This window comes from Luteimonas aquatica, from assembly GCF_022662575.1.
Classification (GTDB): domain Bacteria; phylum Pseudomonadota; class Gammaproteobacteria; order Xanthomonadales; family Xanthomonadaceae; genus Luteimonas; species Luteimonas aquatica.
In genome coordinates, this window is record NZ_JALBFU010000001.1 from 536061 (window position 1) to 550300 (window position 14240).

Annotated in this window: 13 protein-coding genes; 8 read left to right on the top strand and 5 right to left on the bottom strand. The window is 68.7% G+C overall.

Annotation, left to right across the window (positions count from 1 at the left end; all coding sequences use genetic code 11):
- Positions 1 to 288 precede the first annotated feature (288 nt).
- Positions 289 to 1320: a hypothetical protein gene (locus MD221_RS02550; protein ID WP_242107588.1), complete on the top strand. Its 1032-nt coding sequence runs from the start codon at positions 289 to 291 to the stop codon at positions 1318 to 1320.
- 155 nt (positions 1321 to 1475) lie between these two features.
- Entirely contained in the window at positions 1476 to 2051 is a 576-nt protein-coding gene (locus tag MD221_RS02555; RefSeq protein WP_277928873.1) for a GNAT family N-acetyltransferase, read from the top strand.
- On the opposite strand, the gene lolA is transcribed toward MD221_RS02555, so the two are convergent.
- The 4 genes from lolA to MD221_RS02575 all read right to left on the bottom strand — a co-directional run bounded on the left by lolA (position 2009) and on the right by MD221_RS02575 (position 7065).
- Positions 2009 to 2632: an outer membrane lipoprotein periplasmic chaperone LolA gene (gene lolA / locus MD221_RS02560; protein WP_242107590.1), complete on the bottom strand. Its 624-nt coding sequence runs from the start codon at positions 2630 to 2632 to the stop codon at positions 2009 to 2011. The genes MD221_RS02555 and lolA overlap by 43 nt on opposite strands.
- A 218-nt stretch (positions 2633 to 2850) precedes the next feature.
- Positions 2851 to 3351 carry a nuclear transport factor 2 family protein gene (locus tag MD221_RS02565; protein WP_242107591.1) on the bottom strand — a complete coding sequence of 167 codons (501 nt, stop codon included), beginning with the start codon at positions 3349 to 3351 and terminating at the stop codon, positions 2851 to 2853.
- Positions 3352 to 3495: 144 nt separating this feature from the next.
- Positions 3496 to 5862, bottom strand: a complete 2367-nt coding sequence (locus MD221_RS02570) for a DNA translocase FtsK (RefSeq protein WP_242107592.1) — start codon at positions 5860 to 5862, stop codon at positions 3496 to 3498.
- A 135-nt stretch (positions 5863 to 5997) separates the two neighbouring features.
- Positions 5998 to 7065, bottom strand: a complete 1068-nt coding sequence (locus MD221_RS02575; RefSeq protein WP_242107593.1) for an alanine dehydrogenase — start codon at positions 7063 to 7065, stop codon at positions 5998 to 6000.
- A gap of 300 nt (positions 7066 to 7365) precedes the next feature.
- On the opposite strand from MD221_RS02575, the gene trxB reads away from it, so the two are divergent.
- From trxB to MD221_RS02605, 6 genes are all read left to right on the top strand, one after another.
- On the top strand, positions 7366 to 8319 hold the full coding sequence (trxB, locus tag MD221_RS02580) for a thioredoxin-disulfide reductase (RefSeq protein WP_242107595.1): 954 nt from the start codon (positions 7366 to 7368) through the stop codon (positions 8317 to 8319).
- 40 nt (positions 8320 to 8359) lie between these two features.
- Positions 8360 to 8935: a PIN domain-containing protein gene (locus tag MD221_RS02585; RefSeq protein ID WP_277928878.1), complete on the top strand. Its 576-nt coding sequence runs from the start codon at positions 8360 to 8362 to the stop codon at positions 8933 to 8935.
- A gap of 23 nt (positions 8936 to 8958) precedes the next feature.
- Positions 8959 to 10068 (top strand): GNAT family N-acetyltransferase, encoded by a 1110-nt coding sequence (locus MD221_RS02590; RefSeq protein WP_242108567.1) that lies wholly within the window; start codon positions 8959 to 8961, stop codon positions 10066 to 10068.
- Between the two features lie 12 nt (positions 10069 to 10080).
- Positions 10081 to 10827, top strand: coding sequence for a leucyl/phenylalanyl-tRNA--protein transferase (aat, locus tag MD221_RS02595; protein ID WP_242107599.1), 747 nt, complete (start codon positions 10081 to 10083; stop codon positions 10825 to 10827).
- Between the two features lie 124 nt (positions 10828 to 10951).
- On the top strand, positions 10952 to 11170 hold the full coding sequence (gene infA / locus MD221_RS02600) for a translation initiation factor IF-1 (protein ID WP_242107601.1): 219 nt from the start codon (positions 10952 to 10954) through the stop codon (positions 11168 to 11170).
- 256 nt (positions 11171 to 11426) lie between these two features.
- Positions 11427 to 11831: a hypothetical protein gene (locus tag MD221_RS02605; RefSeq protein ID WP_242107603.1), complete on the top strand. Its 405-nt coding sequence runs from the start codon at positions 11427 to 11429 to the stop codon at positions 11829 to 11831.
- A 102-nt stretch (positions 11832 to 11933) separates the two neighbouring features.
- Here MD221_RS02605 and clpA read toward each other — a convergent pair whose 3' ends face one another.
- Complete coding sequence (gene clpA / locus MD221_RS02610; RefSeq protein ID WP_242107605.1) at positions 11934 to 14210, bottom strand: ATP-dependent Clp protease ATP-binding subunit ClpA; 2277 nt, start codon at positions 14208 to 14210, stop codon at positions 11934 to 11936.
- Positions 14211 to 14240 lie beyond the last annotated feature (30 nt).

Below are 14240 nucleotides of genomic sequence, written 5' to 3' on the forward strand. Positions count from 1 at the left end.
GCACGCCGCCACGGTTTGCACGGCGCCATTTGCACGGCGCCACACGTTGCACGCAGGCCACTAGTGTAATCCCGCTGCAATGGGGCGGGTGCGGACGATGATCCGGCGCTGCCGTCGCAGCGCCTGCGTCGCGTTGCCCCGCGGGGGCGGGCGGCAGGCGCGGGACCGGGATCGTCATCGGCGGCGCCGGTGGCAGGGACTGCAGGGAGCATGCTCGGCCGGGGGGGCCGCCAAGGTGCCGTCCGGTCGCCACGACCACGCTGCAAACGCAGCATTCCGGGGGTAGTCATGAAAAAGACCGTGATGGTATCGGCCGTCGCCATGGGCCTGTCGCTGGCGTTTTCCGCGAACGCGCAGGCCGCGCAGCCGTCGGTGACGAAGGGATATGCGGAAGGCGTCTACGCCGAATACTCGGCCGCCAGCGACCGCGACATGCGTTTCGAGGTGAAGACGCTCGCGTCCGGGAACCTGAAGGAACTGGAGGGCCGTTCGTTCGGCGAGATCGTGGGCATGCCGCGCTATCACATCGAGGCCAGCGAGGACCGCTTCAAGCTGCGCAACGGCAGGTTCAACGAGGACCTCGGGCAGTTCGACCGCAGCGATCTCGACGGCGGGGTGGAAGGCTTCGACGAAGTCGGATTGCCGGTGGCCATGGGCAGCTACCGCCGTCTGGCGGTCACCGCCTCGGTCGGCGGACGCGCGCGCGTGCACGAGGCGCTGGAAATGTGCTGGCAGGAGCAGGCCCATTGCGTGGTGTTCGATCCGAGCATCGTGTTCCTGGATTCGATCGTGCAGAACCGCAGGCAGGCGGCGGCCGCCGGCTACGCGCCGACCGTGCGCTACGAACTGCGTCCGCAGCCGGTGCGCCCGCTCGACGGCAGGGCGACGGCGACGCTCGCCGCCTGCGCCCTGGCCAGCGATCCGCGCTACATCTCCAAGTGGCTGACCTGGGCGCCTTGGACGCAGAAGTACAAGAACGTCTACGGCATGACCCTGGTCACCAAGAACCTGGGCGGCCAGCAATCGGGAATCCGCTGCGATGCCAGCTGCAATCCCGCTCCCTTCGGCTACAGCAACAGTTCGAGCGCCTCGGGCACCCTGGGCTACGGCACCGACTGCGGCAACAAGTACACCTACGGCAAGAGCGGCCGCACCGGGCGCTGGGTGGCGGAAACCAAGTGCGCGCACCGCTTCTCGGGATCGGCCAGGGCCGACGTCACCGTCAAGGGCACCGGCGCCAGCGTCAACCTGGCCTGGGACACCAACGGCGGCATCGATTCCAACGGCGGCTACTTCACCGACACCTGCGGTTATTTCTGAGGACCGCCGGTCCCAAAGCCCGTTTGGTCCGAAAGCCCGTGTCGCAACGACGGCATGGCAGGCGTTCAGGCGCCTGCCATGTCGGCGACGCGTTCTTCTGCGCGGCTGGCTTTTTCCGGCAAGGGCCGCGGCCGACGGCGGTATAAGCTGGCGCCATGAACCGATCGCGATCGCCGTCCGTGCCGCATGCTCCGCCGCCGATCCGCGGCGCGTGCGCGCAGGATACGCAAGCCTTGCATGCCCTGCTCCTCGACACCTTTGAGCGCACATGGCGCGCGCAGCTCACGCCCGCGGCGATCCAGGCCTACTTCCGCGACCGCATCGCGGAGCGCTACGTCGAGGACCACTCCGGTGAATTCCTGGTCGCCGAGATGCATGGCCGCGTGATCGGCATGGTGCACCAGCGCGCGGGCTTCATCGAGGCATTGCACGTGCTCGGCGCCTGCGAGCGGCGCGGCCTCGGCCGGGCGCTGATGGCCGCGGCCGAGGCGCAGATGCGGGATCGGGGCGTGCGCCGCGCCAGCCTGGAGACCGACACCTTCAACCTGGCCAGCCAGCGCTTCTACGAGGCGCTCGGCTACCGCGAGGCGGCGCGCTATCCCGATACCGAATGGAACAGCGGGCTGACCACGATCCGCTACGAGAAGGACCTGGGCGACGAAAACGGCATCGGCGCACTCGCCGCGGATCAGCCCTCGCCCACCACGTCCACGCCCTTGCCGGGCACGTAGCGGAAGGTGTCCTTGGCGAAGGCCGGATTCTTCTTCCAGCCGCTGAAGGAGATCTCGGTGCGCTGGCCCAGCGAATCCACCACCTGCATCCTGGCCAGCCCGTCGGCGCCGAAGCCCAGGCGCGCGTTCTGGAAGCCGGCGTCCTGGTCCTGCTTGGGCGTGAGCACCAGCCATTGCAGGCCGCCTTCGGCGCCGGCCTCGGCCACGTCGAAATCGCGCTCCAGCTTGCCGGGATCGATCAGCGCGGCCAGCGGGCTGTTCTGCTCCTCGGCGCCCTGCGGGCGCACGGTGACCTGCGACAGGTCGGGGTCGTAGACCCAGACCTTCTTGCCGTCGGCGACGATCAGCTGCGCATAGGGCTTGGCGTATTCCCAGCGGAACAGGCGCGGCGCGGACAGCGCCACGCGCCCGCTCGAGGATTCCTTGAGCTTGCCATTGGTGTCGAAGACCTGCTGCGAGAACTGCCCGTCCAGGCCCTTGAGGTCCTTGGTGAAGCTGGCTAGGCTGTCGCGCGCGCCGGCGGAGGCGCCGGCGGCGAAGAGCAGCGCGGCGAGCGCTGCGGCGAAACGGAATGCGGGCATGGCATCGGGTTCCTGTTGTCTGCGCGCCAGTGTGTGGCGGAAAAGCTGAATCCGGACTTGCGCCGCGCCCGCGGCCGTCCGTGTGGTTCATGTCGCGGCCGGCGGCCGTGCCGGCGCGGCAGGTCCTCGGAGCAGAGGCAGGCCGCCCGGGCCAGACCCGGGCGGCCCTCGCTCTTCGTCCAGTCGGCGGCGAGCGCGACGGGGTTGCGCCTCGACGGTCAGTAGGCCATCGACCAGATCACCGAGCTGATCTTCCAGCCGTCGTCGGTGCGCACCAGCTGCCAGGCCTCCTTGCCCCAGTTGGTCTTCTTCTCGCCGCTGTGATAGCTGTAGTCGAACCAGACCGAGGCGATGCTGCCGTCGGTTTCGATGCGGACGTTGTCGAACTTCTCTTCCTGGCGGTCCTTTTCCTGCACGATCGAATCGATGAAGCCGATCGGCCCCTCGCTGGCGTCCGCGAAGACCCGCTTGGCCTGCGGTTTCTTCCGGCGCTCGCGATCCAGCGTTTCCTGCTCCAGCACCGCGGTCCAGGGAATGTTCTCGGAGAACAGCAGCGCGGTGAATTTCGGCTTGTCCTTTTCGATGATCGAGGTGCGGAAGGCTTCGACCACCGCCTCGATCTGGCGCGTGTGCTCGGCCTGGTCCTGCGCGAAGGCGCAGCCGGCGGGTGCGAGAAAGGCGCCGATCGCGCAGACGACCGGCGGTAGGAGTTTGTGCATGCGTTTCTGTCCTTGGAAATGAAAAAGCCGGCACCCGGAGGGCATCGTCGACCGCCTTCCTGGCGGCAAGCATCTTCGCACGCCGTTCGGACGGCGCGCACGGCGGCCGACGTAACCGGTGTCGCCGCCCGGCGAGGAGCAACGCTACTTCGGCGGCGGCGGCGCCAGCACCGAGCGGTCGCCGTTGTGCTCGGGCGGCGAGACGACGCCGGCCGCCTCCATCGCCTCGACCAGGCGCGCGGCGCGGTTGTAGCCGATCTTCAGGCGCCGCTGCACGCCTGAGATCGAGGCGCGCCGGGTCTCGGTGACGATCTTCACCGCCTCGTCGTAGAGCGGATCGCTCTCGTCGCCCGAGCCGCCGCCCGATTCTGGCAGGCCGGTGGCGCCGACCACGGTGCCGTCGCCCATGGTCTGCACCTCGTCGAGCACGCCCTCGATGTAGTCCGGGCCGTTGCCGCTCTGCTTGAGGTGGTCGACCACGCGGTGCACCTCCTCGTCGCTGACGAAGGCGCCGTGCACGCGCTCGGGCAGCGCGGTACCCGGCGGCAGGTAGAGCATGTCGCCGTGGCCGAGCAGCGTTTCCGCGCCTGACTGGTCGAGGATGGTGCGCGAGTCGATCTTGCTCGACACCTGGAAGGCGATGCGCGTAGGGATGTTGGCCTTGATCAGGCCGGTGATCACGTCGACCGACGGACGCTGGGTGGCCAGGATCAGGTGGATGCCGGCCGCGCGCGCCTTCTGCGCCAGGCGCGCAATGAGCTCCTCCACCTTCTTGCCGACGATCATCATCATGTCGGCGAACTCGTCGATGAACACGACGATGAAGGGCAGCGTCTCCAGCGGCCGCGGCGCCTCGCCCAGTTCCGGGCTGGGCTTGAACAGCGGGTCCATCATCGGCTGGCCGCTGTCCTGGGCGTCCTTGACCTTCTTGTTGAAGCCGGCCAGGTTGCGCACGCCCACCGCCGACATCAGCTTGTAGCGGCGCTCCATTTCCGCCACGCACCAGCGCAGGCCGTTGGCGGCCTCCTTCATGTCGGTGACCACCGGCGCCAGCAGGTGCGGGATGCCCTGGTAGACCGAGAGCTCCAGCATCTTCGGATCGATCATCAGCATGCGCACGTCCTGCGGGCCGGCCTTGTACAGCAGGCTCAGCACCATCGCGTTGACGGCCACGGACTTGCCCGAACCGGTGGTGCCGGCCACCAGCAGGTGCGGCATGCGCGCCAGGTCGGCCACGGTCGGCCGGCCGGCGATGTCCTTGCCCAGCGCCAGCGTCAGCGGGCTGCCGGACTTGTCGTATTCCTTGGAGCGCAGCAGCTCGCTGAGATAGATCATCTCGCGGTGCGTGTTCGGCGTTTCCAGGCCGATCACCGACTTGCCGGGAATCACGTCGACCACGCGCACCGACTTCACCGACAGGCCGCGCGCGATGTCCTTGTCGAGCGAGCTGATCTGGCTGACCTTCACGCCCGGCGCCGGTTCGATCTCGAAGCGGGTGATCACCGGGCCCGGATAGGCGCCGACCACCTGCGCGTCGATGCGGAAATCCTTGAGCTTGAACTCGATCTGCCGCGACAGGGTCTCCAGCGTGTCCTCGTCGTAGCCCTTGGGCTGCGGCTTGGGATCGTCCAGCAGGGCCAGCGGCGGGATGCCCGAGCCGTCGCCGACGTGGAACAGCGGGATCTGCTGCTCGCGCTTGGCACGGTCGCTCTTCTCCACCTGCGCCGGCGCCGGCGGCTCGATCTTGACCGGCGCCCGCTTGGCGCGCAGCTCGGTCTCGATCTTGCGGGTCTCCTGGCGCTCCTCGCGGTGCTGGCGCGCCTCCTGCCATTCGGCCGCCTGCTGGCTGCCGCGGCGGAACAGGGCCGGCAGCTTCAGGATCCAGCCGCCGATGCGATCCATCACCGCGAACCAGGACACCCCGGTGGCCAGGGTCACCGAGATCAGCAGCAGCGCCAGCAGGAAGAGGTTCCCGCCGATCGGGCCGAACCCGTTGTACAGCGAGTTGCCGACCAGGCGGCCGAGGATGCCGCCGCTGCCGGCGGAGAAGTTCTCGGCCGGCCCCAGGCGCAGGTACAGCAGTCCGGTGGCCGAGACCAGGAAGCCGACGATGCCCATCAGGCGCAGCGCCGGACCGAGGTCGGCATTGCCGTCGCCGTCCTTGTCCATGCCGAACAGCGCGATCCAGGCGATGGCGCCGAGCATGACCGGCAGCAGGAAGGCGACGTAGCCGGTCAGGTACAGCAGCACGTCGGCCAGCCAGGCGCCGACGCGCCCGCCCAGGTTGTGCAGCGGCGCGGTCACGCTGCCCGAGTGCGACCAGCCGGGGTCGCCCGGCGAGTAGGTGAACAGGCTGACCAGCAGGTACAGCAGCAGCGGCCCGATCAGGATCAGCGCGATGTCGCGCAGCAGGCGCTGGCGCCGCGGATCCGGGGCGTTCTCGGGCGCGGCTTTCTGGGACGCGGCAGCGCGCGGTCGTTTGCTGCGTTCCGGGAGCGGGCGGGATGCCACCGTGCGATTAAACCTTAGGAAAACCCTGCAATATTATGATTCTACGCGATTATTTGCAGAAAAGTGACGTCTTGCCGTTTCCGGCCCCGCGCCGCCGGCTCAGGCCGGGGCGCGGAGACGGGAATTGCCGGCACTTTACAGCTTCATGCCCTGCAGGGCCGGGTGCACCAGCTTGCCGCCCTCGACGTTGATGCCGCGCACCAGCGCTTGGTTGTCGCGCCACTTGCCGGAGGCCAGCTTGTTCACCCACGGCAGGATCGCCGCGCAGATCGCCTGCGAGGAGGTCTGCGGCACCGCGCCCGGCATGTTGGTGACCGCGAAGTGGGTCACGCCCTCCTCCACGTAGGTCGGCTCCTTCCAGGTGGTCGGACGCGAGGTCTCGAAGCAGCCGCCCTGGTCGATGGAGATGTCCACCACCACGCTGCCCGGCTCCATGCCCTTGAGCATCTCGCGCGTGAGCACGTGCGGGGCGACCGCGCCGGTCACCAGCACGGCGCCGATCACCAGGTCCGCCGAGGCCACCTCGCGCGCGACCACGTCGTCGTAGGGATACAGCGCGGTGACGTTGTTGCCCAGGCGCATCATCTCGTCCATGCGGTCCTGGCGCTTCTCGAACACCACCACGTTGGAGCCGCCGGCCGCGGCCAGCGCCGCGGAATTGCCGCCGGCCTGGCCTGCGCCGAACACCACCACCTTGCCGCGCTCGGTGGACGGCAGGCCGCCGAGCAGCTTGCCCTTGCCGCCCATCGGCTGGTGCAGCAGGTGGGTGCCGACCTGCACGCCGATCTTGCCGGCGATCACCGACATCGGCGCCAGCAGCGGCAGGTCGCCGTTGTCGAGCTCGACCGTCTCGAACGCCACGCCGGTCAGGCCGATGTCGAGCAGGCGCCTGGTCAGCTCCGGCAACGGCGCCAGGTGCAGGTAGCAGAACAGCAGGTGGTCCTTGCGCAGCAGCGCCAGGTCGCCCTCGATCGGCTCCTTGACCTTGACGATCAGCTCGCCCTTCTCGTACAGGGCCGCCGCGTCCGGCGCGATCTTCACGCCCAGGCGGGTGTACTGCTCGTCCTTGAAACCGGACTTCACGCCGGCATCCTTCTCCAGCCAGACCTCGTGGCCGCGCTTGACGAGATCGCCCGCCGCCGCCGGCACCAATGCCACGCGGCCTTCGAGGGTCTTGGTTTCCTTGGGTACGCCGATACGCATGTGCTTGTTCTCTAACTGTAGGTTGGGAGGGCACCGCCGCACCGGGCCAAGACGGCAAAAACCCGCACGCGGGCGTGCGGGTTTCGGCTGCGGAACACCGCACGGGGGAGTACGGGTTTCGCGCGACGGCCCCGCGCGGCATCCGCACGGGGTAGCGCGGACGCCCGCCAGGCAGTCGCATCGTAGCGCTGCGACGAACTGTTCGTTTCAGCGCCGTCCCCCATCGCCGCCTTGAGTTGGCGCTTCCGCGCCGCCAAGCTATACGACCCGAGACGCTGAAATTTCACTCCGCGAGTATACATGACCACCTCGAAGCACTGCCGCCTGCTGATCCTCGGTTCCGGCCCCGCCGGCTGGACCGCCGCCGTCTACGCCGCCCGCGCCAACCTCAAGCCCGTGGTCGTGACCGGCCTGCAGATGGGCGGCCAGCTGATGACGACCACCGAGGTGGACAACTGGCCGGGCGACGCGCACGGCCTGATGGGCCCGGACCTGATGTCGCGCATGCAGGCGCACGCTGAGCGCTTCGACACCGAGGTGGTCTTCGACCACGTCCATACCGCCGACCTGACGCAGCGGCCGTTCCGCCTGAAGGGCGACAACGGCGACTACACCGCCGACGCGCTGATCATCGCCACCGGCGCCACCGCCAAGTACCTGGGCCTGGAATCGGAGGAGAAGTTCAAGGGCCGCGGCGTCTCCGCCTGCGCCACCTGCGACGGCTTCTTCTACAAGGACCAGGACGTGGCCGTGGTGGGCGGCGGCAACACCGCGGTGGAGGAAGCGCTGTACCTGTCCAACATCGCCCGCAAGGTCTACCTGGTGCATCGCCGCGACACCCTGCGCGCGGAGAAGATCATGCAGGACAAGCTGCAGGCCAAGATCCAGGCCGGCAAGATCGAACCGGTCTGGCACCACGTCGTCGACGAGGTGCTCGGCAACGAGGCCGGCGTGACCGGGCTGCGCCTGAAGTCGGTGCAGGACGACAGCAGCCGCGAGATCACCGTGCACGGCTTCTTCGTCGCCATCGGCCACACCCCGAACACCACGCTGTTCGAGGGGCAGCTGGCGATGAACAACGGCTACCTGGAAATCCGCTCGGGCCTGGGCGGCGGCGCCACCGAGACCTCGGTGCCCGGCGTGTTCGCCGCCGGCGACGTCGCCGACCAGGTCTACCGCCAGGCGATCACCTCGGCCGGCTTCGGCTGCATGGCGGCGCTGGACGCCGAGAAGTACCTGGACAAGGACGGCTGATCCCCATGCCGCGGCCGCAATTAAGACCCATTACGTTCTCATCGACTACGAGAACGTGCAGCCCAGGAACCTGGGCCTGCTCAAGGACGAGAAGTTCCGCGTCCTGGTCTTCCTCGGCAAGAACAATACTCGCCTGCCGGTGGAACTGGTGACGGCGCTGCAGGCGCTCGGCCCGCGCGCCGAATACGTGCAGATGGCCGGCAGCGGCCCCAACGCGCTCGATTTCCACATCGCCTACTACATCGGGAAGATCGCCGCGACCGATGCCGACGCCTCGTTCCACATCGTCTCCAAGGACACCGGCTTCGACCCGCTGATCGCGCACCTCAAGGACCAGGGATTCTCGGCCAAGCGCACCGCCACGCTCGAGGCGGTGCCGGTGCTCAAGCCGCTCACGCGCGCGCCCGGCGACGCGCAGGTGGACGCGGTGATCGAGAACCTGCGCGGCATGCCCAAGAGCCGGCCGCAGACCGAGAAGACGCTGCGCGCGATGGTGGCCAACTGGTTCGGCAAGAGCCTGGACGAAGCGGCGATGGACCGCATCATCCGCGAATTGGCCGAGCGCAAGATCCTGAGCCTGGACGGCACCCGGGTGAAATACCTGCTCAAGGCGTGACGACGTCCGCCGCCACGATCCGCATGCTCGCCTCGCTGGAGGAGATCGATGCGTCCGCCTGGGATGCGCTGCAAGAAGGCGGCAACCCCTTCCTCCGCCACGCCTTCCTCGCCGGCCTGGAGCGCCACGGCTGCCTGCGCCCCGACTGGGGGTGGACGCCGCAGCACCTGACCCTGTGGCGCGGCGGCGCGCTGGTCGCGGCCGCGCCCGGCTACCTCAAGGACAATTCCCACGGCGAGTTCGTCTTCGACCACGCCTGGGCGCATGCCTACGCCCGCCACGGCCTGGACTATTTCCCCAAGTGGCTGTGCGCGGTGCCCTACTCGCCCGTCACCGGCCCGCGCCTGTTGGCGCGCGAGGCCGACGACCGCCGGCACCTGCTGGAAGCCATCCGCGCGATGGCCGAAAGCCGGGGGCTGTCCTCGGCGCACGTGAACTTCCATCGCGAGGATGAGGACGCGGCCTTCGGCGACGCCTGGCTACCGCGCATCGACGTGCAGTACCACTGGCGCAACGAAGCCGGCTGGCGGGACTTCGACGACTTCCTGGCGGCCATGGACCACAAGCACCGCAAGAACATCCGCCAGGAGCGCGCCAAGGTGGCGCGCGCCGGCGTCACGTTCCGGACGCTGCACGGCGACCAGGCCCAGGCGCGCGATCTCGAGGCCATCCACGGCTTCTACCTGCAGACCTTCGCCGAATACGGCAACGCGCCGGCGCTGACCCTGGCGTTCCTGCGCCACCTGGCGACGGAGATGCCGCGCGACCTGGTGCTGATCCTGGCCGACCAGGACGGCGAGACCGTCGCCGGGGCGTTGTGCCTGCGCGGCGGCGATACCTTCTACGGACGCTACTGGGGCGCCAGCCGCCAGATCCCCGGGCTGCACTTCGAGACCTGCTACTACCAGGGCATCGAATACTGCCTGCGCGAGGGGCTGCGGGTGTTCGAGCCCGGCGCGCAGGGCGAGCACAAGATCGCGCGCGGCTTCCTGCCGGCGCTGGTGCGCAGCCGGCACTGGATCGCCGATCCCGACTTCGCCGCCGCGCTCGCGGCCTGGTGCCGGGACGAGGCGGCCTCGGTGCGGGGCTATGCGAAGATGCTGCAGTCGCATACGCCGTTTCGCCGGGAGTGAGGGCATGGGCGCATGAGCTATCACCTGCCCAGGCTCGGCGAGGATCCGCTGGCGCCCTTTCCGGACGCCGGGACCGCCCTGCGCCGTCCCGACGGCCTGCTGGCCTTCGGCGGCGACCTCTCGCCGCCGCGCCTGCTCAATGCCTACGCCAACGGCGTCTTCCCCTGGTTCTCGGCCGGACAGCCGATCCTGTGGTGGTCGCCGGATCCGCGCACGGTGTTTCGCACCGACGGCGTGCGCCTGTCCTCGCGCTTGCGCCGCGGCCTGCGCCGCGTGCCGTGGACCGTCCATGCCGACACCGCGTTCGAGGCGGTGATCCGCGCCTGCGCCGCCGTGCCCCGACGCGGCCAGGACGGCACCTGGATCACCGAGGAGATGCAGGCCGCCTACGTCGAGCTGCACCGGCGCGGCCACGCCCACAGCATCGAGGTCTACGGCGAAGGCGGACCGGACGGCGGCAGGCTGGTCGGCGGCCTGTACGGCGTGGCCCTGGGACGGATGTTCTTCGGCGAGAGCATGTTTTCGGGCGAGAGCGGCGGCTCCAAGCTCGCCCTGGCCGGAGTGGCGCGGCGCCTGGCGCAATGGGGCTGGCCGCTGATCGATGCCCAGGTCGCCAGCGCGCACCTGTCCAGCCTGGGGGCGCAGGACTGGCCGCGCGCCGCCTTCCTCGCGCGGGTCCGCGCGCTCACGGCGGCCGCGGAACCGCCGGGCCGCTGGACCGCGCGCTTCGGCGCCCTGGCCGTCCGCGACCTGGGCTGAACCGCCCGCCGCGGGCTCCCCCGCCCGGGCAGGAATAACGAAATTTTGCCGGCAGCCCCGTCTCGTGGCAGAATGCCGCGCTCTTTACGGCGCTCCGCGCCGGGCACCCACGACTAAGATAGGCATGGCGAAAGACGACGTCATCGAATTTGAAGGCACGGTTTCCGAAACGCTCCCGAACACCATGTTCCGGGTGAAGCTGGAGAACGGCCACGAGATCATCGCCCATATTTCCGGGCGCATGCGCAAGAACTATATCCGCATCCTGACCGGCGACAAGGTCAAGGTGGAAATGACGCCCTACGACCTGACCAAGGGCCGGATCACCTACCGCATGCGCTGAGCATCGCGGTCCATGCGACAGAAGGGCGGCCAATGGCCGCCCTTTTGTTTTTGCCGCGCGCGCATGGGGAAACCGTCAAGACCGCGCCGCGTTTCCGACCGCGGCGGCACGGACGTCTCCGCGCCGCGGAACAGCGGGACGATCGATACAAGGCGATCGATACAGGACGATCGGCACAGGACGAAAGTCATCGGTGGCGAACGTCACGCCGACTTCCAGCAGATTCCGCATTCCGGCGCAGCCCGTAGCTTTCCCCATGCTCGCTTCGAGCTCGCCCACCGAGATCGCCACCATGCTCCAGATCAATATGTCCCAGATCAAGAAGATCGTCCTGGCCGGTTCGCTCTGCCTGTGCGCCGGAAGCGCGCTTGCCGCCTCGGCCGACGAGAGCGGCTGCGTCGCCCTCGGCCAGACGCGCGCCGTATCCGCCTTCGGCACCCAGCACGCGCTCGTGCGCGACAACGACGCCTACTACAAGCTCGGCTTCCGCGGCGGCGGCTGCGACGCGCTGACGCTGGCCTCGCGCGTGGAGGTCTCGACTCCGGACGGGCGCCTGTGCCCGAAGAGCAGCGTGGTCACCACCAAGCGCGGCAGTTGCGAGGTCATGAAGATCGAGAGCATCGACCAGAAGACCTACGAGCGCCTGCGTCGGCGCCGCTGAGCGCAACGCCGTTCCCCGGACATGCCAACGCCGGCGCGGATCCCGCGCCGGCGTTCGTTCTTGCGGCTGCCGTACCGCGAAACGGCGGTCTTTGGCCGGCCGTCAGACCGAGACCGGCAGCAGCTTTTCCGGCTCGGCCTGCACGTCGAGCACGATCTCGCCGTCCTTCACGTCCACGCCGACGCGGCCGCCCTGCACCAGCTTGCCGAACAGCAGTTCGTCGGCGAGCGGACGCTTGATCTTGTCCTGGATCAGCCGCGCCATCGGGCGCGCGCCCATCAGCGGGTCGAACCCGTGCTGGGCCAGCCAGTCGCGTGCGGCCGGGGTGGTCGAAAGCGAGACGTTCTTCTCGTGCAGCTGCGTCTCCAGCTCGATCAGGAACTTGTCGACCACGCGCAGGATGTGCTCCATGCCCAGCGCCTGGAACTGCACCACCGTGTCCAGGCGGTTGCGGAATTCCGGCGAGAAGCCCTTGCGGATCACTTCCATCGCATCGGTGCTGTGGTCCTGGCGGGTGAAGCCGATCGAACGGCGCGCCGCCTGCGCGGCACCCGCGTTCGTGGTCATCACCAGGATCACGTTGCGGAAATTCGCCTCGCGCCCGTTGGTGTCGGTGAGGATGCCGCGGTCCATCACCTGCAGCAGGATGTTGAAGATGTCGGGGTGCGCCTTCTCCACCTCGTCCAGCAGCAGCACGCAGTGCGGCGTCTTGACGATCTTCTCGGTGAGCAGGCCGCCCTGGTCGAAGCCGACATAGCCCGGAGGCGCGCCGATCAGGCGGCTGACCGAATGCGGCTCCATGTATTCGCTCATGTCGAAGCGCACCAGCTCGATGCCCAGCTGCAACGCCAGCTGCTTGGTGACCTCGGTCTTGCCCACGCCGGTGGGGCCGGCGAACAGGAAGCTGCCGATCGGCTTGTCGGGGTTGCCCAGGCCCGAGCGGGCCAGCTTGATCGCCGAGGTCAGCGTTTCGATCGCCGGATCCTGGCCGAAGATCACCATCTTCAGGTTGCGCTCCAGGTGCTCGAGCACGTCCTTGTCGGAGGCGCTGACCTGCTTGGCCGGGATGCGCGCCATCTTGGCCACGATGGTTTCCACTTCCTCGACGTCGATCAGGGTCTTGCGCGCGCCGGCCGGCAGCAGCCGCTGGCGCGCGCCGGCCTCGTCGATCACGTCGATGGCCTTGTCCGGCAGCAGGCGGTCGCCGATGTGCTTCACCGACAGGTCGACCGCCGCCTTGATGGCGTCGTCGGCGTAGGTGACGCCGTGGTGCGCCTCGTACTTGGGCTTGAGCCCCTGCAGGATCTCCACCGCCTCGCCCACCGTCGGCTCGACGATGTCGATCTTCTGGAAGCGCCGCGCCAGGGCGCGGTCCTTCTCGAAGATGCCGCGGTACTCCTGGAACGTGGTCGAGCCGATGCAGCGCAGCTCGCCCGAGGCCAGGGCCGGCTTGATCAGGTTGGATGCGTCCATGGTGCCGCCGCTGGCCGAGCCGGCGCCGATGATGGTGTGGATCTCGTCGATGAACAGCACCGCGCCCGGAATCTTCTTCAAGGCGGCCAGCACCGCCTTCAGGCGCTTCTCGAAATCGCCGCGGTACTTGGTGCCGGCCACCAGCGCGCCCAGGTCGAGCGAGTAGATGGTGGCGTCGCCGAGCACGTCCGGCACGTCGCCGTCGACGATGCGCTTGGCCAGGCCCTCGGCGAGCGCCGTCTTGCCCACGCCGGCCTCGCCGACGTAGAGGGGATTGTTCTTGCGGCGGCGGCACAGCACCTGGATGGTGCGCTCGATTTCCTCGGCGCGGCCGACCAGCGGATCGATCTTGCCTTCCAGCGCCAGGGCATTGAGGTTGCTGGCGTATTCGGCCAGGGCGTCGCCCTTGCTCTCGCCTTCCCCGCCCTCGGGCTTCTGCGCGGCGTCCTCGCTTTCGCGCGGTTCCTCGCCGCCGCTCTTGGTGATGCCGTGCGAGAGGTAGTTGACCACGTCCAGCCGGTTCACGTCCTGCTGGTTGAGGTAGTAGACCGCGTGCGAGTCCTTCTCGCCGAAGATCGCCACCAGCACGTTGGCGCCGGTGACCTCCTTCTTGCCGGAGGACTGCACGTGGTACACGGCGCGCTGCAGCACGCGCTGGAAGCCGAGCGTGGGCTGGGTGTCGCGGGCGTCGTCGTCGGCCAGGCGCGAGACGGAACTGGCGATGGCCTGCTCGAGGTCGCCGCGCAGGCGTTCGAAGTCGGCGCCGGTGGCCTTGAGCACGGCCTCGGCCGAGGGGTTGTCGAGCAATGCGAGCAGCAGGTGTTCGACCGTCATGTATTCGTCGCGCGCCTCGCGGGCGCGCTTGTAGCACTGGCCGATCGAGTATTCGAGATCTTTGGAGAACATGGGGCGGAAGCCTCCTAAACGTCTGCTACC